Source organism: Amycolatopsis sp. NPDC051128 (assembly GCF_040682715.1).
GTDB lineage: Bacteria > Actinomycetota > Actinomycetes > Mycobacteriales > Pseudonocardiaceae > Amycolatopsis.
In genome coordinates this window covers 22377-41903 of record NZ_JBFBBN010000015.1, presented here as the reverse complement: position 1 = coordinate 41903, position 19527 = coordinate 22377, and the positions used below count along the sequence as shown (strand labels likewise).

At 71.0% G+C, this 19527-nt stretch carries 20 protein-coding genes; 4 read left to right on the top strand and 16 right to left on the bottom strand.

Features of this window, described 5'->3' with window-relative positions:
* Nucleotides 1-56: 56 nt before the first annotated feature.
* A complete protein-coding gene (locus AB0M82_RS17875) occupies nucleotides 57-3176 on the top strand; it encodes a PE-PGRS family protein (protein ID WP_364722745.1) in 3120 nt (1039 codons plus the stop codon).
* A gap of 99 nt (nucleotides 3177-3275) precedes the next feature.
* Here the strand turns inward: AB0M82_RS17875 and AB0M82_RS17870 are convergent, their stop codons facing one another.
* Nucleotides 3276-4061 carry a class III extradiol ring-cleavage dioxygenase gene (locus tag AB0M82_RS17870; RefSeq protein ID WP_364722743.1) on the bottom strand — a complete coding sequence of 262 codons (786 nt, stop codon included), beginning with the start codon at nucleotides 4059-4061 and terminating at the stop codon, nucleotides 3276-3278.
* A 65-nt stretch (nucleotides 4062-4126) separates the two neighbouring features.
* Nucleotides 4127-4522 (bottom strand): MarR family winged helix-turn-helix transcriptional regulator, encoded by a 396-nt coding sequence (locus tag AB0M82_RS17865; RefSeq protein ID WP_364722742.1) that lies wholly within the window; start codon nucleotides 4520-4522, stop codon nucleotides 4127-4129.
* Between the two features lie 64 nt (nucleotides 4523-4586).
* Between AB0M82_RS17865 and AB0M82_RS17860 the strand changes: the two genes are divergently transcribed.
* On the top strand, nucleotides 4587-5039 hold the full coding sequence (locus AB0M82_RS17860) for a MarR family winged helix-turn-helix transcriptional regulator (RefSeq protein ID WP_364722740.1): 453 nt from the start codon (nucleotides 4587-4589) through the stop codon (nucleotides 5037-5039).
* A gap of 10 nt (nucleotides 5040-5049) precedes the next feature.
* Here AB0M82_RS17860 and dnaB read toward each other — a convergent pair whose 3' ends face one another.
* From dnaB to AB0M82_RS17800, 12 genes are all read right to left on the bottom strand, one after another.
* Nucleotides 5050-6453 (bottom strand): replicative DNA helicase, encoded by a 1404-nt coding sequence (dnaB, locus tag AB0M82_RS17855; RefSeq protein WP_364722971.1) that lies wholly within the window; start codon nucleotides 6451-6453, stop codon nucleotides 5050-5052.
* 505 nt (nucleotides 6454-6958) lie between these two features.
* Entirely contained in the window at nucleotides 6959-7747 is a 789-nt protein-coding gene (locus tag AB0M82_RS17850) for an ESX secretion-associated protein EspG (protein WP_364722738.1), read from the bottom strand.
* 71 nt (nucleotides 7748-7818) lie between these two features.
* Entirely contained in the window at nucleotides 7819-9213 is a 1395-nt protein-coding gene (locus tag AB0M82_RS17845; protein WP_364722736.1) for a hypothetical protein, read from the bottom strand.
* A 1-nt stretch (nucleotide 9214) separates the two neighbouring features.
* Nucleotides 9215-9832 (bottom strand): DUF3558 domain-containing protein, encoded by a 618-nt coding sequence (locus AB0M82_RS17840; protein ID WP_364722734.1) that lies wholly within the window; start codon nucleotides 9830-9832, stop codon nucleotides 9215-9217.
* Nucleotides 9829-10179, bottom strand: a complete 351-nt coding sequence (locus AB0M82_RS17835) for a hypothetical protein (RefSeq protein ID WP_364722732.1) — start codon at nucleotides 10177-10179, stop codon at nucleotides 9829-9831. The genes AB0M82_RS17840 and AB0M82_RS17835 overlap by 4 nt, the downstream gene beginning before the upstream one ends.
* Nucleotides 10180-10307: 128 nt before the next feature.
* Nucleotides 10308-10766, bottom strand: coding sequence for a 50S ribosomal protein L9 (gene rplI, locus AB0M82_RS17830; protein ID WP_364722730.1), 459 nt, complete (start codon nucleotides 10764-10766; stop codon nucleotides 10308-10310).
* A gap of 13 nt (nucleotides 10767-10779) precedes the next feature.
* Nucleotides 10780-11028, bottom strand: coding sequence for a 30S ribosomal protein S18 (gene rpsR / locus AB0M82_RS17825; RefSeq protein ID WP_003098744.1), 249 nt, complete (start codon nucleotides 11026-11028; stop codon nucleotides 10780-10782).
* Nucleotides 11029-11070: 42 nt separating this feature from the next.
* Nucleotides 11071-11583, bottom strand: coding sequence for a single-stranded DNA-binding protein (locus AB0M82_RS17820; RefSeq protein WP_364722729.1), 513 nt, complete (start codon nucleotides 11581-11583; stop codon nucleotides 11071-11073).
* Nucleotides 11584-11599: 16 nt separating this feature from the next.
* Complete coding sequence (gene rpsF / locus AB0M82_RS17815) at nucleotides 11600-11923, bottom strand: 30S ribosomal protein S6 (protein WP_364722727.1); 324 nt, start codon at nucleotides 11921-11923, stop codon at nucleotides 11600-11602.
* Between the two features lie 125 nt (nucleotides 11924-12048).
* Nucleotides 12049-12948 (bottom strand): hypothetical protein, encoded by a 900-nt coding sequence (locus AB0M82_RS17810; protein WP_364722725.1) that lies wholly within the window; start codon nucleotides 12946-12948, stop codon nucleotides 12049-12051.
* 105 nt (nucleotides 12949-13053) lie between these two features.
* Nucleotides 13054-13956: a hypothetical protein gene (locus AB0M82_RS17805; protein WP_364722723.1), complete on the bottom strand. Its 903-nt coding sequence runs from the start codon at nucleotides 13954-13956 to the stop codon at nucleotides 13054-13056.
* A gap of 121 nt (nucleotides 13957-14077) precedes the next feature.
* Complete coding sequence (locus AB0M82_RS17800) at nucleotides 14078-14878, bottom strand: hypothetical protein (protein ID WP_364722722.1); 801 nt, start codon at nucleotides 14876-14878, stop codon at nucleotides 14078-14080.
* A 113-nt stretch (nucleotides 14879-14991) separates the two neighbouring features.
* On the opposite strand from AB0M82_RS17800, the gene AB0M82_RS17795 reads away from it, so the two are divergent.
* Nucleotides 14992-15765 (top strand): deoxyribonuclease IV, encoded by a 774-nt coding sequence (locus tag AB0M82_RS17795; protein ID WP_364722720.1) that lies wholly within the window; start codon nucleotides 14992-14994, stop codon nucleotides 15763-15765.
* Here the strand turns inward: AB0M82_RS17795 and AB0M82_RS17790 are convergent.
* Together AB0M82_RS17790 and AB0M82_RS17785 are read right to left on the bottom strand one after the other, a co-directional pair.
* Complete coding sequence (locus AB0M82_RS17790) at nucleotides 15762-17312, bottom strand: glycosyltransferase 87 family protein (protein WP_364722718.1); 1551 nt, start codon at nucleotides 17310-17312, stop codon at nucleotides 15762-15764. The two genes, AB0M82_RS17795 and AB0M82_RS17790, sit on opposite strands and share 4 nt — an antisense overlap.
* 48 nt (nucleotides 17313-17360) lie before the next feature.
* Nucleotides 17361-18419 (bottom strand): ROK family transcriptional regulator, encoded by a 1059-nt coding sequence (locus tag AB0M82_RS17785; RefSeq protein ID WP_364722716.1) that lies wholly within the window; start codon nucleotides 18417-18419, stop codon nucleotides 17361-17363.
* Between the two features lie 54 nt (nucleotides 18420-18473).
* Between AB0M82_RS17785 and AB0M82_RS17780 the strand changes: the two genes are divergently transcribed.
* The gene (locus tag AB0M82_RS17780) at nucleotides 18474-19517 is read left to right on the top strand and encodes a Gfo/Idh/MocA family oxidoreductase (protein ID WP_364722714.1); all 1044 of its coding nucleotides are present in this window, start codon (nucleotides 18474-18476) and stop codon (nucleotides 19515-19517) included.
* Nucleotides 19518-19527 lie beyond the last annotated feature (10 nt).

Genomic DNA, 19527 nt, shown 5'->3' with positions numbered 1-19527 from the left:
ACGAGCGCACCCCCCCATAAGCCCGTAAGGGACCCGAAATGAAGGAGAAAAACCCCATGCAGACGTGGGCAAAGCGCGGCCTCCAGACCGCGCTGGTCACGGGTGGGTTGCTGATGCTGGGCACCGGCATCGCCTCGGCTGACGAGAACGTCAACCCCGACGCCCCGGCGTCCCCGCTCGACCTCAACGTGACGGCTCCCATCCAGGAAGCCAACAACGCGGTCGGCACCCCGTTCGGCCAGCTGGACCTGCCCGCCGGGCAGACGGAGCTGAGCACCAAGCCGGTCACCAAGGCCGCGAACGAGGCTGTCAAGCAGCTCGACGAAGGCAGCCCGATCGGCCAGAGCACCCTCGGCGGTGCCACCCAGGTCGACGGCGCTGGCGGCTTCTCCCCGAGCGGCAACCTGCTCAAGGGCAACAAGGTCGCCGGCGACGTCGTCGTCCCGATCCAGATCGTGGACAACGCGATCGGCGTGATCGGTGACGCGAACGTCGAGGGTGGGGACCACACGCAGACCTGGGAGCACAACCAGGACGTCGCGACGACGGGCGAAGGCTCCAGCCTCGCGGGCAACGCTGTCGTCCTCGACTGGGCGCTTCCCGTCCAGATCGCCGGGAACGGCGGCGGGCTCGCCGGCGGCACCGGCCGCGTGACCGGTGGGTCGGCCAGCCAGAGCACCACCGAGACCGGGAACGTCGACACCAACGGCGACGGATCGGCCCTCTCCGGCAACGTGGTGGCGGGCCAGTTCGCCACCCCGGTGCAGGTGACCGGCAACGCCGCGTCGTGGATCCTCGGCAACGGGCAGAGCCACGGCTACTCGGCCGACACGGTCGCGACCTCCGGCGGCTCGCTGTTCAGCTCCGGTGACAACAGCGCCGGATCGGGCAACGTGGTCGGCGCGCCGATCGCCCTGCCGGTCAAGTTCAACTGCAACTCCGGTGCGGTGTGGGGCTCGCTGTCGAACTCCGACGGCTGCGCCACCTCCGCCGACGCCACGGCCGGGGGCACGCGCGAGGGCAGCCTCCGCATCCCGACCTACCTCGAGACCAGCGGCAACGACTCGTTCCTGTCCGGCAACGGCGGGGCGGTCTCGCTGTCCCCGATCGCGAACGTCGCGGGTGTCGCGGGCTCGTGGATCGGCAACGCCTCGGCGGGCCTCCCCGAATCCGGCAGCTCCGCCAGCGCTGTCGACTCGGGCGGCTTCGTCAAGACCGCCGGCGACAACTCGAGCGGGTCGGGCAACGTCCTGAACCCGTCGATCGCGCTGCCGGTCGAGGTGTTCGGTGTCGGTGCCACCTACATCGGCCAGGCGAACGCGGTACACGACAACACGACCGACGCCAACGCGGGCAACGGCAGCTACACCAAGGGCAACGGGTCCGTCCTCGGTGGCAACATCGTCAACTCACAGGCCGCGGGCGCGCCCGAGGTCTTCGGCATCGGCGGCAGCCACATCGGCAACGCCTCCGGCACGGCGACCGAGTACAAGACGGTCACCGCCGGGGCGTACGACGGCACGCAGGGCAACGACTCGGCCGGCTCGGGCAACATCGTCCAGGTGCCGCTCGACGTCCCCGCCGAGGTCTTCGGCATCGGCGGCTCGGTCATCGGCCAGGGCTCCGGCTCGGCCGACGAGGTCAAGGGCGTCTCCGGTGGTGGCGGTGGCAGCACCGAGGACGACTACGGTTTCCTGAGCTCCAACCTGGGCACCGTGCCGGCGGCGGTGCCGGTGCAGGTCGCCAACATCGGTGGCGCGGTCATCGGCCAGGGCCACGGCAAGGGCTCGACCGACACGACGTCCAACGCGGGCGGCGACGTCGCGGCGCACGGCCCGGCCGGCTTCGGCGCGGGCAACATCATCGCGGCCCCGGTCGCGCTGCCCGTGCAGGCGATGGGCGTCGGTGGCGCGCTCGGCGGCATCGGCACCGGTGAGAACGACAACGTCACCGACGCCACGGCGGGCGGCAACGCCGTCACCGACGGCCACGACGGTGCGCTCACCGGCAACATCGTGAAGGCCCCGATCGCGGGCGCCGGCTCGATCTTCGGCGACGGGATCGCCGGCGCGGCGCTGGGCACCGGCCAGGGCACCAACGACGTCACGTCGGCGGCCGGCGGCGACGCCACCACCAACGGTGACGGCGGCAGCGTGGCCGGCAACATCGTCGGCGTGGACGCGCTGCCGGTGGTGCAGGTCTTCGGCGACGCCGTCAGCGCGCTGGGTGTCGCCAAGGGCACCGGGATCAACACGACGTCCGTGGAGAACGCGGGCGACGACAGCACCTCGGGTGTCGAGGGTGCCATCTCCGGCAACATCCTCGACCTGCCGGTGACCGCGATCCCGCAGCTGTTCGGCGACGCGGTGACCGTGGGCGGCGTCGCGCACGGCGCCGGCGACAACACGCTGACCACGCAGAACGGTGGCGAGTCCGTCACCGAGGGGGACGGCTCCGGGCTGTCGGGCCACAACTTCTACCACGCGCTCGCGCTGCCGGTGCAGATCTACGGGGTGCCCCTCGAGCTGCTCGGGGTCGCCATCGCGGACGCGACCGACGTGACGAGCATCGACGAGGCCGAGGACGCCATCGCGTTCCCGGTCGGCGGTTCGGAGCTGGCGGCCGACGAGCTGCCCTCGCTGACCGGTCTCGCCGGCGGCCTGCCGACGGCGGGGCTGCCCATCCAGGGCCTGCCCGCGCTGCCGACCGCCCTGCCCACCACGGCTCCGATCGATGCCGAGCGTGCCGACGTGCCGCCGGTGACCAGCCCGCTGTCCGGGCTGTCCGGGCTGTCGCAGCTGGCGCACCTGCCGGCCCTGGGCGGCCTGCCCAGCGCCTCGGCGCTGCCGAAGCCGACCCTGCCCTCCGCGCCGGCGCTGCCCGCGGTGACCGGGCTGTCGGCGCTGGGTGCCCTGCCGGGGCACCGCACCGAGCGTGCGGACCTGCCGACCGGTGGCCTGCCCGTCGCGCTGCCCGCGCTGCCGGCCGCCCCGGCTCTGCTGGCGGCCCCGGCTCTGCCGGCCGCCCCGGCCCTGCCGGCCGCCCCGGCCCTGCCGGTGAACGCCAAGCTGCCGGTGCTGAACGGCGCGGCCCCGGCCACGCAGGTTCCGGCGATGTCGGCCCTCGACTCGACCGGCTTCCTCGCGAAGCTGCTGGGTCTGGTCAAGCGCAAGTAGTACTGCCTGATTGACTCTCTCCCTCCCCGGAGACGACGAGCCCCAGGAGCCGGCACCGGCTCCTGGGGCTCGTTCGCGTCCGGAGAGTTCTCGGGAAGATCAGGAGAACTGGAGGGACCGCTTCGCCAGCCCGTGCCAGAAGCCGTCGATCACGGTGCGGCCGGATCCTTCGTCCGAGCCGGCGCCGAGGGAGACGAACAGCGGTGCGAAGTGCTCGATCCGCGGGTGTGCGAGCGTCGCCGCCGGGGCCTTGTGCCGGAAGTCGAGCAGCGTGTCGACGTCGCCGCCGCGCAGGGCCTCGTCGCCCCAGTGGTCGAACTCGGCCGACCACGCGGGCGGCGTCCCGTCGGCGGCGCGGGCCATGCCGCTCAGGTTGTGCGTGAAGAAGCCGCTGCCGATGATCAGCACGCCTTCGTCGCGCAACGGCGCGAGCTTGCGGCCCAAGTCGAACAGCTCCCGCGGGTCGAGCGACGGCATCGAGACCTGCAGCACCGGGATGTCGGCGTCCGGGTACATCTCGACCAGCGGCACGTAGGCGCCGTGGTCGAGGCCGCGCTCCGGCGCGTCGTGCACCGGGGTGCTTTGGATCGGCGCAGTCGTCGAGCGGAGCAGCTTCCGCACCTTCGCCGCCAGTTCCGGCGCCCCTGGCGACGCGTATTTCACCTGGTAGTAGCGGTCGGGGAAGCCCCAGAAGTCGTACACGAGCGGCACGGTCGTCGTCGCCCCGATGGTCAGCGGCGCCTCCTCCCAGTGCGCCGACACGACCAGGATCGCGCTCGGCTTCGGCAGGTCCGCGGACCACTCGGCGAGCTGACGGGTCCACGTGGCGTCGTCGGCGAGCGGCGGGGCGCCGTGGCTGAGGTAGAGGACCGGGGTGCGCGGCATCGTGGCTCCAGCTGTTGAAAGTTCAACTACTAGAGTAGTGACGCCGGTGTGCTCCGGGATATTCCTCAGCCGGCTTCGAGGTTCGCGGCGCACCGCTCCAGCGTCCGCAGCGTGGTGCGGTAGTCGTCGTCGCTGATGCCGTCCGTCGCCGACGCGCGGAAAGCCTTGACGCGCTCCTCGACGCGCGCGTGGGCTTCGCGGCCCGCCTCGGTCAGGGCGAGTTCGTCGTCGGCGACCCAGCCGCGGGCGCGCAGGTCGGCCACCTTGGCCGCCATCGAACCCTCGGTGGCGACGAACGGTGCCAGTTGCGCGTCGATCTCCTCCGGCGTGCGGACGCCGAGGGTGATCGTGTTGAGTACCTGCCAGTGCCGGCGGGTCAGCGACTCTGCCTCGAGGGCCTGGGCCATGGAGGATTCGAGAAGCTCGTGGACGTGGCGAAGCCACCAGCCGAGGGGTTTCATGAGGACTCCGAATGTCGACGACAACTACATGTAAAAGTACATGTAGTTTGGAGGTGGGGCAACCATGACGGACGCGGTGGCCGACGTCGAGCGCGCGATGATCGCGATCCGCCGCAGCCAGCAGCGGCGGGCGCTGAGCCGGATCGGCAAGGCACGCGGCCGCGGCGCCCACGACCCGGTGCACGAGCTGCTCGACGTCGTCGAAGAGCTCGCCGACCGCGGCGAGCCCAGCACGGTGACGGCCTTGAGCGCGGCGATGGGCGTCGACCAGCCGCGCGCCAGCCGGCTCGTGGCGCGCGCGGTCGAGCAGGGCCTGCTCCGCCGCGAGGCCGATCAGCGCGACGGACGGCGTGCGGTGCTCGTGCCGACTCAAGCCGGCCAGGCGCACCTCGACGAAATGCACGCCTTCCGGCGCGCGGTGTTCGCCGAGGTCATGGCGGACTGGCCGGACGAGGACCGCGCCACCTTCGGCAGGCTCCTCACGGCGTTCGTCCGCGGGTACGGTGCTCTCGGCTGACCGCCCTCGGTCAGTCGTGGGACAGGTCGACGAAGCGGCTGTAGTGCAGCTGATGCGCGACGGTGATCGTCGCCGTCGGCCCAGCGCGGTGCTTCGCGATGATCAGGTCCGCTTCGCCCGCGCGCGGGTCGTCCCGCTCCCAGGCGTCCGGGCGGTTGACCAGGATGACGAGGTCGGCGTCCTGCTCCAGCGAGCCGGACTCACGCAGGTCGGACAGCATCGGGCGCTTGTCGGTGCGCTGTTCCGGACCACGGTTCAGCTGGCTGATCGCGATCACCGGGACCTCGATCTCCTTCGCCAGCAGCTTCATCTGCCGCGAGAACTCCGAGACTTCCTGCTGCCGCGACTCGACGCGCTTGCCGGACGTCATCAGCTGGAGGTAGTCGAGGACGACGAGCTTCAGGTCGTGCCGCTGCTTCAACCGCCGTGCCTTCGCGCGGATCTCCATCATCGTCATGTTCGGCGAGTCGTCGACGAACAGCGGCGCCTCGGACACCTCGCTCATCCGCCGGGCCAGCCGTGTCCAGTCGTCGTCGGACATCTTGCCGCCGCGCATGTCGGCGAGGCGGATCTTCGCCTCGGCCGACAGCATGCGCATGACGATCTCGGTGCGGCTCATTTCCAGGGAGAAGATGACGCTGGTCAGGCCGTGCCGGATCGACGCCGAGCGCGCGAAGTCCAGCCCCAGCGTCGACTTGCCGACACCGGGACGGGCCGCGACGATGATCATCTGCCCCGGATGCAGGCCGTTGGTCAGCTCGTCGAAGTCGGTGAACCCGGTCGGGATGCCCTGGGACTGGCCGCCGCGCGAGGCGATCGCGTCGATCTCGTCCATCGTCGGCTGCAGCAGCTCTTCCAGCGCGACGTAGTCCTCGCTGGTCCGCCGCTCGGTGACGTCGTAGATCGCGGCCTGCGCGCGGTCGACGACCTCGTCGATGTTCGCGCCGTCGGCCGCGGCCGCGCCGTAGCCGTACTGCACGATCCGGGTGCCCGCCTCGACGAGCCGGCGCAGCACCGCCTTCTCCGCGACGATTTCCGCGTAGTAGCCCGCGTTCGCCGCGGTCGGCACCGTCGCGATCAGCGTGTGCAGGTAGGGCGCGCCGCCGACGCGGCCCAGCTCCCCGCGCCGCTCCAGCTCCGCGGACACCGTGATCGGGTCGGCGGGCTCGCCGCGGCCGTAGAGGTCGAGGACACAGTCGTAGATCGCCTGGTGGGCCGGCTTGTAGAAGTCGTCGGGGCCGAGCGCTTCGATGACGTCGGCGACCGCGTCCTTGGACAGCAGCATCCCGCCGAGCACGGACTGCTCGGCCGCGATGTCCTGAGGTGGCTGGCGGTCGAACCCGCCGGAGCCGGGGTCGCTCGGACCCGGGTCGGACTCCGCGTACATCGGACTGCGGTCGTCGGTCAGCGCCACCGCCCCGGACACCTCCTCATCGTGTCGAACACTCGTTCGATTATGCCGGATCTTCGCTCTCGAAGCACGCGGCCCGGCTCGCGCTCATCTCGGTGGACCTCGTCCTCCCGATGATCGGCGCGAACGCCGTTCGGCTCCGGGAGGCACGCCGAGGCGCCACCGTGAGTACAGGCCCGAGCGCGCACGCTAGATCCCCCGGACGGCGGATGGCAATTCAGGATGGGGACCCTTCTGTGGACAACCTGTGGATGAATGGGGGCAACCAGTCACAGGTGCCGTGTGAGCTGTGGACAAGTTGGGGACAAGCGTGATCGGCTTTGACGAAACCGCAGGTCAAGCCCTGTGAACAAGGTGTGGAGAACTTGCGGAAAACTCGTCCGGCGTGTCGCGTGAAGTCCGTTGTTCGGCGTGTCGTGGACCAGCTCAGGCCCATTGGATCACGCGGCCTGTGGATGAATATCACGCAGTGTAGAGCCGCTACCCGGAGGGCTGAACGCCCGCCGGGTCAGGCCGCGGTGAGCCGGCCGTGTGCGCTGCGTAACCGGTCAGCGAGAACGCGCTGGTCGGCCGGGGTGAAGGCGATCCGGTTCTCGCCACGCCCCGGAATCTCCTCGGTCAGCCAGCGGCCTTCCGAGGTATCGATGTAGTTCACCGGGCGTTCGATCCGGCGCCGCCCGCCGGTGCGGCCGCGGGTCGCGACGTAGAGGCTGCCGCTCCCCATTCGGCGCAGCGCCAGGATCCGCCGGAGCTCTTCGACCTCCTGCGAACCCTCGGCCGGCCGGTCGTTGCGGAGGACGGCGAACCCGCCTTCGTCGCCGCGGGCGGTTCCTTCCAACTGGCTCTTCGGCACCGCGAGCGGGGTTCCGCGCCCCGGCGCCAGCTTCGGGATCTGGCCGAGGAAGTCGTCGAGCAGCTCGCGCGGCTGGGTGGATTCCAGCACGACGACGTCCAGCTCCTCGTGCTTGGCCAGCACGAACGCCTCACCGCCGGTGCTGCCGGCCAGCAACCGGTAGCTGACCGGCCTGCCCTGGAAGCCGCCGTCGATCCAGCCGTAGTACTCCAGCTGTGGCCGGGCGACGGCTTCGATCGTCGCGACGAACCCGGGGTGCATGCCGCGCGGGCCGAACAGCCCGGCCTTGGCGAGCTCGGCGTTGACCCGCTCGTCCTCGCCGCGCTGGGCCTCGTCGCTGTACCAGGTCGGCTTTTCCGCCAGCACCGTGTGCGGCTCGCCGCCCCGGCGCCGGATCAGGTTGATCAGGGTGCCGGTCGTGATGGTGACCTGCCTGTCCAGCACCGCACTTCCCCCTAGTCAAGCTCAGTTTCGGGCGCGGCCATCTTGGCACGCGCCCGGTCGTCCCGCGTGCGCTACTCGCCGATGACCGGCGGCGCGGTCAGCTCGTCGGACCCGAAGATCTCGTTCGGGTCCTCGCCGAGCAGGTACTTCGAGGTGCGTTCCTCGTCACCGCCGCCCTGGCCCTTGGCGCCGTGGCCCATGCCGCCCATGCCGCCCATTCCGGTGGCGCCGCCGCGGCCCGCCGCCGCGCCGCCCGCACCCATCGCCCCGCCGGCGCCCATGCCGCCGCGGCCCGCACCCGACGCGCCCGCGTCACCCGGCAGGGCCGCCCCGGTCGAGCCGCCGGGCCCGAAGCCCGAGCCGCCCGGGCCGAAGCCCGCGCCGCCGGGCCCGAAGCCCGCCGTCGGGTCGCCGATCCCGCCCGACCCGCCAGGCCCGAAGCCGCCTCCGCCGCCGGGGATCGAGAAGTCGCCCGCGCCGCCCGAGCCACCGGGGCCGAAGCCGCCCGCGCCGGGGATCTTCGGGGGCGTGTAGCCCGACGAGTGGGTGCCGTCGTTGAAGTTCGGCGGCGGGTAGCTGCCACCCGGGATCTGGGACGGGTCCAGGTTCCCGCCGGGGACCTTGGACGGGTCGATGCCCGGCACCTTGGAGCGGTCGTCGAAGCCCGGCACCTTCGACGGGTCGAAGCTGCCGCCGGGAGTGTTGGGCTGGCCGGGGAAGGACGGGACGCCACCCGGACCCGGCATGTTCGAGCCGCCGGGACCTGTGCCGCCGGGACCTGTGCCGCCGGGGCCCGTGCCGCCGGGGCCCGTGCCGTCTCCGTTGCCGTTGCCGTTCTTGTCGTCCGGCTTCTTCTTGCCGTCGTCGATGCCGATGTTCTCCTGCTGGCCCTTGAGCGCGGAGTACGTCGGCATCTTCTGGCCGTTGTCGTTGCTCGCCTTGTAGTAGGCGTTGAAGGCGTCGACGTTGGCCTGGCCCTTGGCGTTGTAGTCGCGGATCGCCCGGTCGGTGTCGGTCGTCCACGGCGTGACCGCGTTGAGCAGGTTGTTCTTCGGCGGGTCCTTCGGCACTTCCTGCACCTGCGCGTGCACCGTGGTGAACGCGGTGTTCTGCTCGCCGAGGTACTTGTCGGAGTCGGTGAGCTTGGTGCCCGAGTCCTCCATCCACACCCGCAGCGGGTGCGCGCCCGCGTTCTGCGCCGCTTCGGAGCCGCCGCCGGTCCAGGCCGCGTCCATCTCCTTGGCCAGGCCGTCGATGGTGCTCAGCCGCTCGGAGTAGGCGCCCTTGAGCCGCGAGGCCGCCGCCTGCCCGTTCTGGATCGAACCCGTGCCGGGACCGGTGGTGATCTTCTCCCAGATGTCGTAGCAGTCGATCTTCCGATCGCCCTGCTCCGACGTGTGGTCGTCCGAATGCGTGGTCGCCATGTTGTACGCGGCGAAGCCACCGAGCAGGACCAGTTCCAGCATCTCAGCCCTCCTTCAAGGTCTGGACCATCGCCTCGGCCACCTTCAGCGTCTGCGGGCAGGGGTCGGTCGCGCCGGGACCGTTGCCGATCTGCGCGAAGACCTGGACGGCCTGGGTGTCCGTCACGCCCACCAGCAGCTTGCACTGGCCCTGGGCGCGGAAGTCCTTCGTCGCGGCGTAGACGGCGGGGTAGCCCGAGACCTCGGTCGGCTCCCAGTACTCGTACTGGTCCTTGCCGCCCTTGGCGTAGAGGTCGTAGATGCCCGCGAGCCCGTCGGTGTTCGGGTCGGCCGCGATGTCGACGCGGCTGCTGCGGGTTTCGTCGTCGCGGTACACCCAGGCGCAGGTCGTGCCGGCGGACGTCGTCCGCGGCGTGCCGTCCTCGACGCCGAGCGACGAACGCTGCAAGGACGTGAGGACGGAACAGGCGTCGGCCTTCAGCTTCGCCGGGTTGAGCGGGTTGGACACCTTCGGCGCGCCGTTGCCGCTGCCACTGCCCTGCGTGGCCGTGTCGGGCGCGTTCGACGCGACCGGGTTGGCCGTGCCGGTGGTGGTGCTGTCGCAGCCGGCGAGGGCGAGCGCCGCGAGGACAAGTCCGGGCAGAACGAGCCGACGGTTCACGCCTGCGTACCCGCCTTCGAGATGTCGCCGGTGTGGTCGGCGTCGGCGGCGGTGATCTTCTTCTTCGCGTCGAGCAGGGCCTGGATGTAGTTCTTCACGTATTCCTGCATCTTCTGGTTCTGCTCGAGGAACGCCTTGCCGGACGGGTTGGCGAGCTTCTCCCAGTCGCTGCTCGCGAACTCCTTGCCGGGCGCCTTCACGTCGGCCATCAGGTTGGCGTCGGCCGCGTCGTTCTGCAGGTCGGTCTGCAGGTCCTGCCACTTCTTGATCACGCCGTCGATCTTGTCGGCGTCGAAGGTGAAGCCCCCGCCGCCGGACGGCGCGGACATGTTGACCTCGTTACCCATCCCGCTTGCGCTCCCTTCGCGTCCCGCTCCATTGTCCTACGACGACGGTGGCGTGTCCGAGGTTCCCCGAAACGTATGAAGGCGGGTCGCCCACCAGGGAGCGACCCGCCTTCACAAGACGTACTGCCTTACTGCGCGGCCTTGACCTCGAGCCGCACCTCGACCTTGACGTCCGGGTGCAGCCGGGCGCCGACCGAGTGCTTGCCGACGGTCTTGATGTGGTCGCGAAGCTCGATGACGCGCTTGTCGAGCAGCGGGCCACCGGCCGCCTTGATCGCGTCCACGATCTCGTTGGCCGTGATCGAACCGAAGAGCTTCTTCGAGCCACCGGCCGCCTTGCCGGTCAGCTGGATGGCGCCGAGGCCCTCCAGCGTCGCCTTGATCTCCTTGGCGTGGTCGAGGTCGCGGATGCGACGGCTCTCCTGCGCGCGCTGGATGGTGCGCACGTTCTTCTCCGCGCCCTTGGAGGCGACGATCGCGTAGCCCCGCGGGAGCAGGTAGTTGCGCGCGTAGCCGTCCTTGACCTCGACGATGTCGCCGGGGCCGCCGAGGTTGGCCACGTCGGTGGTGAGAATGATCTTCGCCATCTCCGTGCCCTCCTTAGCGTGCGGTCGAGGTGTAGGGGAGCAGCGCCATCTCACGCGAGTTCTTGACCGCGATGGCGATGTCCCGCTGGTGCTGGCTGCAGTTGCCGGTGACGCGACGGGCACGGATCTTGCCGCGGTCGGAGATGTACTTCCGCAGCAGGTTGGTGTCCTTGTAGTCGATCAGTTCCGGACGGCCCTTTTTCTCGGCCTTGCAGAACACGCAGACCTTCTTCTTGGGCTTGCGAATGGGTGGCTTGGCCACTGGTTACTCCTGGAATTTCAAATCTTGTGGATGTGTACGAGATCAGAAGGGAGGCTCGTCGGAGAAGCCGCCGCCGCCACCGCTGCTGCTGGCGGCCGGGGCGGAACCCCACGGGTCGTCGGCCGGCATTCCGCCGCCACCGCGGTTTCCGCCGCCACCGCCGCCGAAGTCACCACCGCCGCCGCCACCGCGGCTGACCTTGTTGACCTTGGCCGTGGCGTAGCGCAGCGAGGGACCGATCTCGTCGACCTCGAGCTCGACGACGGTCCGCTTCTCGCCTTCCTTCGTCTCGAACGACCGCTGCTTCAGGCGGCCCTGCACCACGACGCGGGCGCCGCGGGTCAGGGACTCGGCGACGTTCTCCGCCGCCTGGCGCCAGATGTTGCAGCGCAGGAACAGCGCCTCGCCGTCCTTCCACTCGCCCGACTGCTTGTCGAGCGTGCGCGGCGTGGACGCGACGGTGAAGTTCGCGACCGCCGCACCGGACGGAGTGAAGCGCAGCTCCGGGTCGGACGTCAGGTTGCCGATCACCGTGATGACGGTGTCTCCAGCCATCGGGATTCCCTCGGGCTCAGGCCTTGGCGGCGGGCTTGGCCGCGACGCGCTTGACCTCGCGACGCATGACCTTGGTGCGGAGCACGGTCTCCTGCAGCGACAGCTGCCGGTCCAGCTCCTTGACCGCGTCCGAAGACGAGTTCAGGTCCAGCAGGGCGTAGATGCCCTCGGCGTGCTTCTTGATCTCGTACGAGAGGCGACGACGGCCCCAGACGTCGACCTTCTCGACGCTTCCGCCCGTGGTGCGGATGACGTTGAGGAAGGTGTCCAGCGTCGGAGCGACCGTGCGCTCGTCGAGCGTGGGGTCCAGGATGACCATTACCTCGTAATGGCGTGACACAACCACTCACCTCCTATGGGCTCGCGGCCACGGACTGTCCGTGACAGGAGGGTTTGTCCAGGTAAGGCTACCTGGGGGCATCGAGGAGACCGGACAGCGGGGTCTCCTCGGGGGTCGGCGCGGGGTCAGCTCGCTCGACGCAGGACCCAGGTGCGGACCAGGCCGGCGGTGACGCCGGCGAGCACGATCACCGCGAGCAGCATCGGCAGCTGCACGTCGTTCGACGAGCCGGGAGCCGACAGCGACTGCGCGTTGCCCGCGTCGCGGATGTCCGCGCCCTGGCCGCTCTGGTCACCCTGGCCGGCCTGCGGCGCCGACACGTCGCCGGGGAGGGCGCCGTCCGCCGGGTAGCGCACGCCAGGGGCGACGGCCGTGCCGGCGGTCGCCGTGGGAATGCCGCTGTAGTCGCGCATCGGCGCGGTGCCGCCCCTGCCGCCCGCGGTGCCGGGGATCAGGCCGGAGAGGTTGCCCGACGCGCCGCCGGACGTGGTCCCGGTGCCGCCCTGCTGGGCGCCGGTGCCGCCCGCGCCCGGCTGGTTCGGGGTGTTCGGAGCCACGTAGTTGCCGGCGAGCAGCGTGAGCCCGCAGCTCTTGGCGACAGTGCTCTCGACACTGTCCAGGGTCTTCTTCCAGTCGAAACCGAGGCCCCAGGTGCCGGAATTCGCGAGTGCGGTGCGCACTGCCTTGCCGATCGCGGCGCCGCTCGCTTCACCGGCGGCCGAATTCGGCACCTGGCCGACCGGGATGGCGTGGTTCTTGGCGATGGAGTCGCCGGCCCAGCTGCCGACGGCGAGGGTCCCGGCGTTGTTCGCGCCGTTCGTGACCAGGGTCTTCACCGAAGCGCCGTCGATCGCGACCTGGTCGCCCATCTGGCCGGAGACCGTGCCCGTGCAGCTGTTGCTGACGATCTGCTGGCTCGCGGAAGCGGTGCCCGCGGAAAGGAACGCGCCACCGGTCACGAAGGCGGCGACGGCGGTGATGGTCAGTGCGCGGCGGGTCGTCTGCCAGGTGGGGATCTTCCGCACGAGCGCTGTCCTCCGTGGGTTATCGAAACGTCGTCCTGGACACGAGCATGTTCCTGGATACCAGGATGAACGACGGAGATATGTGAAAGATACTCGGCAGTCAGCTCAATTTGCCGCGGCCATTCGGCGGAGCACCCAGGTGCGGACGAGGCCCGCGCTGACACCGGAGAGTGCCAGAACCGCGATCAACAGCGGCAGATTCGACCCGTTCGTGAATCCGTCCGACGCGGAGGGTAGCGCTTCCGCCTGGCCCGCCGTCTGCACACTCGAACTGCCGGCCTCAGTGCCCGCCGGACCGGTGAGGCCGTACTGCGGTGCGTAACCCGGGATCTGGCTGCCGTACCGGAGCGCCGGCGACGGCGTGAACAGCCCGGCCGTCGCGAACGGGATGCCGCTGTAGTCGCGCATCGGCGCGTAGCCCATGCCGAGGGTGAACGGGAAACCGCCGAACACCGGGCTGCTCGCGAAGCCGGGCAGGAGCGGGCTGTTGGCTTCCGGGATCGGCGTGGTGCCCGCCGGGGTGCCGCCCTGCGGTGCGCCACCGGTTCCGCCCTGGGCCGGTGGCTGCTGCGGGTTACCGCCCGTGCCGGGCTGCGGCGACTGCTGCCGGCCGCCACCGCTCAGCGCGCTCAGACCCTGCTGCGCGCCGCTGGTCACGCCCTGGACGCCCTGGTTGATCGCGCCCGCCGCCGGCGCGCCGACCACCGGGACCGGCGAGACGACGGTGTTCACCACGTTCACGGTGACCTTGCAGAGCGTGCCGAGAAGCGCGTTGATCGTCCCGGTGAGCACCGTGGTGCCTTCGGTGACGACACCGAGGGTGATCGGGAGTCCCAGCAGCGGCGTCGTGGCCTTGATCGTGTCGCCCGGTTTGGCGTCCACGGTGCTGCCGCAGGGGACGGTCTTCGTCTCGGCCGAGGCGGTGCCGGGCATGCCGAGCACGGCCGAACCAGCGAGAACGAACGCGGCGGCGCCGGCCGCCGTGGCCCTCCGTGTCCGATCCCGCATGCTCCCCGCCCCTTGTCTCGTCGCCTCTGCCCAGGACAACGACGGTAAGGCACGCGAGTAACGCCCGCTCACTCGAGAATCTCCGGCATTCGAGTGGAAGCGGGCGTCACCGCGGGTGAGATCAGGCGGGCCGGCGGCGGATCCAGGCGCGGACGAGGGCCGCCGCGACGATCGCCAGCGCCAGCACCGCGAGCAGCATCGGCAGCTTCGCCGGCGGCGTGATGGCGGGGAGCGCCTCCGCGGTGCCGGACTTCTCGGCGTCCACCGTCGGGACCTGCTGACCGGGGATGATCTGGGCGATCACCGGCACCTGCACCAGGTTGCCCGGCAGCAGCGCGGCGTTGGTGAAGATGCCCGAAATCGCGTCGCCCGGCAGGCCGGCGCTCCCGGGCCCGCTGGTCACCGGACCGCTGCTGTTCCCCGGCGGGTTCGGCGCCGGCGGGTTCGGGCCGGGGCCCGGCGCGGGCGGGTTCGGGTTCGGGCCCGGCGGGAGCGGCGGGAGCGGCAGTTGCGGGGCACCGACGTCTCCGAGGATGCCCTGTGTCGTGTTTCCGACAGCGTTGACAGTGCCCTGGGCGGCCGGGCAGACGACCTTCGCCGTCGCGTCGCCGACCACCGGCAGTGCGCCGACGCCGAGCGCGCGCACGGTGTCGCCGAGCGGGAGCGTGAGCAGTGGTGCCGAGCCGTCGGTGTTCCTCGCGCTCGAGTCGAGGCCGACCGTCAGCCGGTCCGGCGAGTTCAGCGGAGCGCCCGCGTCCAGGAGGAGGCCGGTCGATCCGTCAGCGCTGTTCCGCAGCGTGGCCGCGCAGTCCCCGCCGAGCGTCGGGCTCGGATGGGCGCTCGCCACGCCCGGCGCCGCGAGCGCGGCGACAGCGGCGAGGGTGAATCCCAGCGCGGTGATCCGGGCGACGTGCTTCCCCATCGGTGCCCTCCGGCAGTCGGCCAATTTTGATCACGGAACGCGCTCACGGTACTCCACGAGCGTCACCAACCGGTCCCACAGGGCGAGGTTCCACCCGGAGTAGCGTGCTCGGCATGCTGATTGGCGCCCATGTCCGTGACGACGACCCGTTGACCGCGGTCGCCGAACGCAAAGCCGACGTCGTCCAGTTCTTCCTCTCCGACCCGCAGGGCTGGAAGGCCCCGAAGCCGCATCCCCAGGGCGAGGCCATCCAGGCCGACCCGGTCGAGGTGTTCATCCACTCGCCTTACCTCATCAACGTGGCTTCGCTGAACAACCGGATCCGGATCCCGTCCCGCAAGAACGTCACGCAGCACGCCGACGGCGCCGCCGCGATCGGGGCGAAGGGCCTGATCGTGCACGGCGGGCACGTCGGCGCGACCGACGACGTCGAGGCCGGCCTCGACAACTGGCGCAAGCTGTTCGAGCGGGAGCAGGAGAAGGGCGGCTTCAAGGTCCCGATCCTCATCGAGAACACCGCCGGCGGCGAGAACGCGATCACGCGCGACCTCGAGGTGATCGCCCGGCTGTGGGACAAGGTCGGCGAGTTCGGTGCCGGGTTCTGCCTGGACACCTGCCACGCCTTCGCCGCGGGCTGGGACCTCTCGACCGCCGTCGAGAAGGTCATGGCCATCACCGGCCGGATCGACCTGGTGCACCTCAACAACTCCCGCGACGAGTTCGGCTCGACCCGCGACCGCCACGCGAACGTCGTGCGGGGCGACGGGACGATCGACCCCGAGGTGCTGGTCGCCGTCGCCCGCGAGGCGGGCGCCCCGGTCGTCGTCGAGACCCCGGCGGACGGCCAGGCCGCCGACATCGCCTACCTGCGCGAACAGCTCGGCTAGACGGCCACGGCCTTCCGGCGGCGCCGGGTGGCGTTCGGGACGATCACGTCACGGGCGCCGTCGAGGAAGCCGCCGGCCGGGTCGTCGTCGCCGGCGGCCCGGACCAGGTCGGTGGCCGGGCGGTAGATCTCCCGGACCACCAGCACGCACAGCGCCACGACGGCGAGGTCGCGGACCACGACGGTGCCGAGGAACCAGCCTTCGGGCAGCCCGCGGTGATCGACGCCGAGGTAGTAGAACATCCGCGGCGCCCAGACCAGCGCGTCGACCAGCATCCAGGCGAGCAGCGGCCGCCACCGCGGAATCGCCAGCACGGCCAGCGGCACGAGCCACAGCGAGTACTGCGGGCTCCACACCTTGTTGGTCAGCAGGAACGCGGCCACGACGAGGAACGCGAGCTGGCCGACGCGCGGGCGGCGCGGCGCGGCGAGCGCGACGTAGGCGATTCCCGCGCAGCAGCCGAGGAACAGCGCCGCCACCACGATGTTCAGGTACGCCGGAGTCTGGTTCTTCTGCAGCACGCCGTCGAACCCGGTCCAGCCCGTGGCGTACGAGATGACGTTGTACAGCGAGTCCGGGTCCATCGGCCGCAGGGTGCTCATCCGGAAGAACTCCCACCAGCCGCGGGTCGCGGTGAGGATGAACGGCGCGTTCACCGCCAGCCACGTCACGACGGTGGCGGCCGCGGTCTTCCAGAACGGCGTCAGCTTCCCCGCGCGCAGGCACAGCACGAACAGCACGCCGACCAGGAACAGCGGGTAGAGCTTCGCCGTCGCGCCGAGGCCGAGCAGGAGCCCGGCGAGCACGGGACGCCGTCGTGCCCACGCGAGCAGGCCGGTCGCGGTGAACGCGGTCGCGATCGCGTCGAAGTTGGTGAACGCGTGCACCAGCACCAGCGGGGAAACCGCCACCAGCACCATGTCCCACGGCCGGCGTTTCATCGTCCGGCCCGTCGCCCACACGGTGACCAGCCACGCCATCGACAGGAAGAGCGCGGTGATGTCGAAGTAGATCGCCACCGGCAGCGCCCCGGGGAGCCAGCCGGTCGCGGCGACCTTCAGCCAGCCCGCCGCGAGCTTCGCGTTCACCCACTGGAAAAGGCCGGTGAACACCGGGTACTCCATGTACCGGGTGTTGTTCTCCGCCGTCTGCGAGTTTTCCTTCCACGACGTGAAGTAGGGGAAGGTGCCCGGCCGGTCGAGCCGCTCGGAGGAGTAGAGCGGCACGATGTCGGAGTAGCACATCGCGACGAACGGGCGGCCCGCGCGCCAGTCGAGCTGGTTGGCGCCGCTCGAATCCTGGTACTGCTGGATGCAGGAGCCCTTGCCGAGCCAGCAGAGCATCAACGCCAGCGTGGCCAGCAGCAGCCCGACGCGCTGGGGTGACCAGAACCAGTGCCTGCCGACCGCCGCGTGCTCACCGAGCGGCCCGCCGAGAGGTCTGGTGACCGCCGCCGCGAGGGGGTCGTTCCAGCTCGGGACGACCCGTTCCGCCTGGGTCAGCGTCACCGGGCCGGGGTCCGGCTCCCGCGTGTTCTCCTCTGGCACGAGGCGGATCGTATCGGTGATCGGCGCGCGCGTCGGTGAAGCCGACGATCATGCCGGATTCGCGTAGTAGGAGGCCAGGACCTCGGCGGCGGCGCCGCGCGTGACGATCTCCTCGCCGAAGGAATCCTCGACGACCTCGATGCGCTGCCAGTGCGGCAGCGGCAGCAGCTCTTCGAGCCGGGCCGAAACGGCCTCGCGGTGGACGCCCGGTTCGTCCCGCACGGCTCGCCCGGCCAGCACGATCCGTTCCAGGTCGAGCACCTGCACGAGATCGGCGAGGCCGATGCCGAGGAAGCCGGCGGCGGCGCGGGTGTCGGGCGCCCGCTTGGCCATGATCTCGACGCAGCCGCGTCGCCCGCAGGCGCAGCGTGGGCCGTCGAAGGCGATCGTGGTGTGCCCGAACTCACCCGCGTTGGTCCGCGGGCCGCGGTAGAGCCGCCCGTCGATCAGCAGGCCGACGCCGATTCCGGTGCCGACCAGGACCACCGCGGTCGCCGTCGGCTCGCCGTGCGGCCAGAGCTGGGCGAACGCCGCGGCGTTGGTGTTCTTGTCGAGCGTCACGGGCAGCCCGGTGCGCTTCTCGAGCAGATCGCGCAGGGGGACGTCGTGCCAGCCGGGCATGTTCGTCGCGTCGCGGACCAGGCCGCCGAGGTGGTCCAGCGGGCCGACCGCGCCCAGGCCGAGGCCGAGTACGCCGAACCCGTCCGCGAGCTCGAGCGCGGTGGCGCCGATGGCTTCGACGGCCTGCTCGGGGGTGAAGCCGGCCGGGAGCGGGCCGCCCGCCGTCTCCTCGACCTCGCCGACGAAGTTGGTGCGCACCACGCGGTACTCGTCGCGGTCCAGGCGCGCGCCGAGCGCGTGGTGGGCGTCCGGCCGGATGCGCAGCCGTGTGCGGGGCTTGCCGACGCCTGTGGACGGCTGGCGTTCTTCGTCCAGCAGCCCAGCGTCGAGGAGTTCGGGGACGATCTTGGAGACGGCCTGCTGGGTGAGCCCGGTGCGGTCGGCGAGCTCCACCCGGCTGAGGCCGCGGGCGCGCAGGATGTGCGTGAGCAGCAGGGCGCGGTTGTGCTCGCGCACGTCGCGCAGGTTCACGCCGGTGTCCGCCATGGACAGGATCTTCCCACGCTGGTCAGTTACGCAACAGTGTTGTTTAATGAGGCCATGGCTGACTTGCGCGTGGGCATCCTCGGGTACGGCATCGGCGGTCGCGTCTTCCACGCGCCGCTGGTGGCGGCGACGCCCGGGCTGACCCCGGCGGTGATCACGACGTCGAGCAGCGCCGCCCAAGCACGCATCGACCACCCCGGCGCGGAGATCGTGCCCGACGCCGACGCGCTGTTCGAGCGGGCGGGCGATCTCGACCTCGTCGTGGTCAGCACGCCGAACCGCACGCACCTGCCGCTCGCGCTGCGGGCGATCGAGGCCGGCCTGCCGGTGGTCGTCGACAAGCCGTTCGCGCCGTCCGCGGCCGAAGCCGAGCAGGTCGTCTCCGCGGCGAAGGCGGCGGGCGTCGGTCTCACGGTCTTCCAGAACCGGCGGCTCGACTCGGACTTCCTCACCGTGCGGAAGGTCCTGGAGTCGGGGCGGCTCGGCGAGGTGTTCCGCTTCGAGTCCCGCTACGACCGCTGGGTGCCGAAGCCCAAGGACAACTGGCGCGAGTTCGGCGACCCGGCCGAGGCCGGCGGCCTGCTGTACGACCTCGGCGCGCACATCGTCGACCAGGCGCTGCAGCTGTTCGGCCCGGTCACGCGGGTCTACGCGGAGGTCGACCGGCGCCGGGCGGGCGTCCAGGTCGACGACGACGTGTTCGTCGCGCTGCACCACGCCAACGGCGTCCGGTCGCACCTGTGGGCGTCCGCGCTCGCCGGCATCCAGAACCCGCGGTTCCGCGTGCTCGGCGACCAGGCGACGTTCACCAAGTACGGCCTCGACGTGCAGGAACCGCAGATCAAGACGGGCCTGCGCCCCGGCGACGACGGCTGGGGCGTGGAGCCGGCGGCGGACGCCGGGAAGATCGGCGTCGGCCACGACGTCAAGACCGTGCCCACCGAAACCGGTCGCTACGAGCAGTTCTACGCCCAGGTGCGTGACGCGCTGCGCGGCGAAGGCGACTTCCCGGTCGACCCCGCGTCCTCGGTCGAGGCCCTGCGGGTGATCGAGGCCGCGCACCGCTCCGGCGTCGAAGGCACCGTGATCAGGCTCTGATCACCCCTTG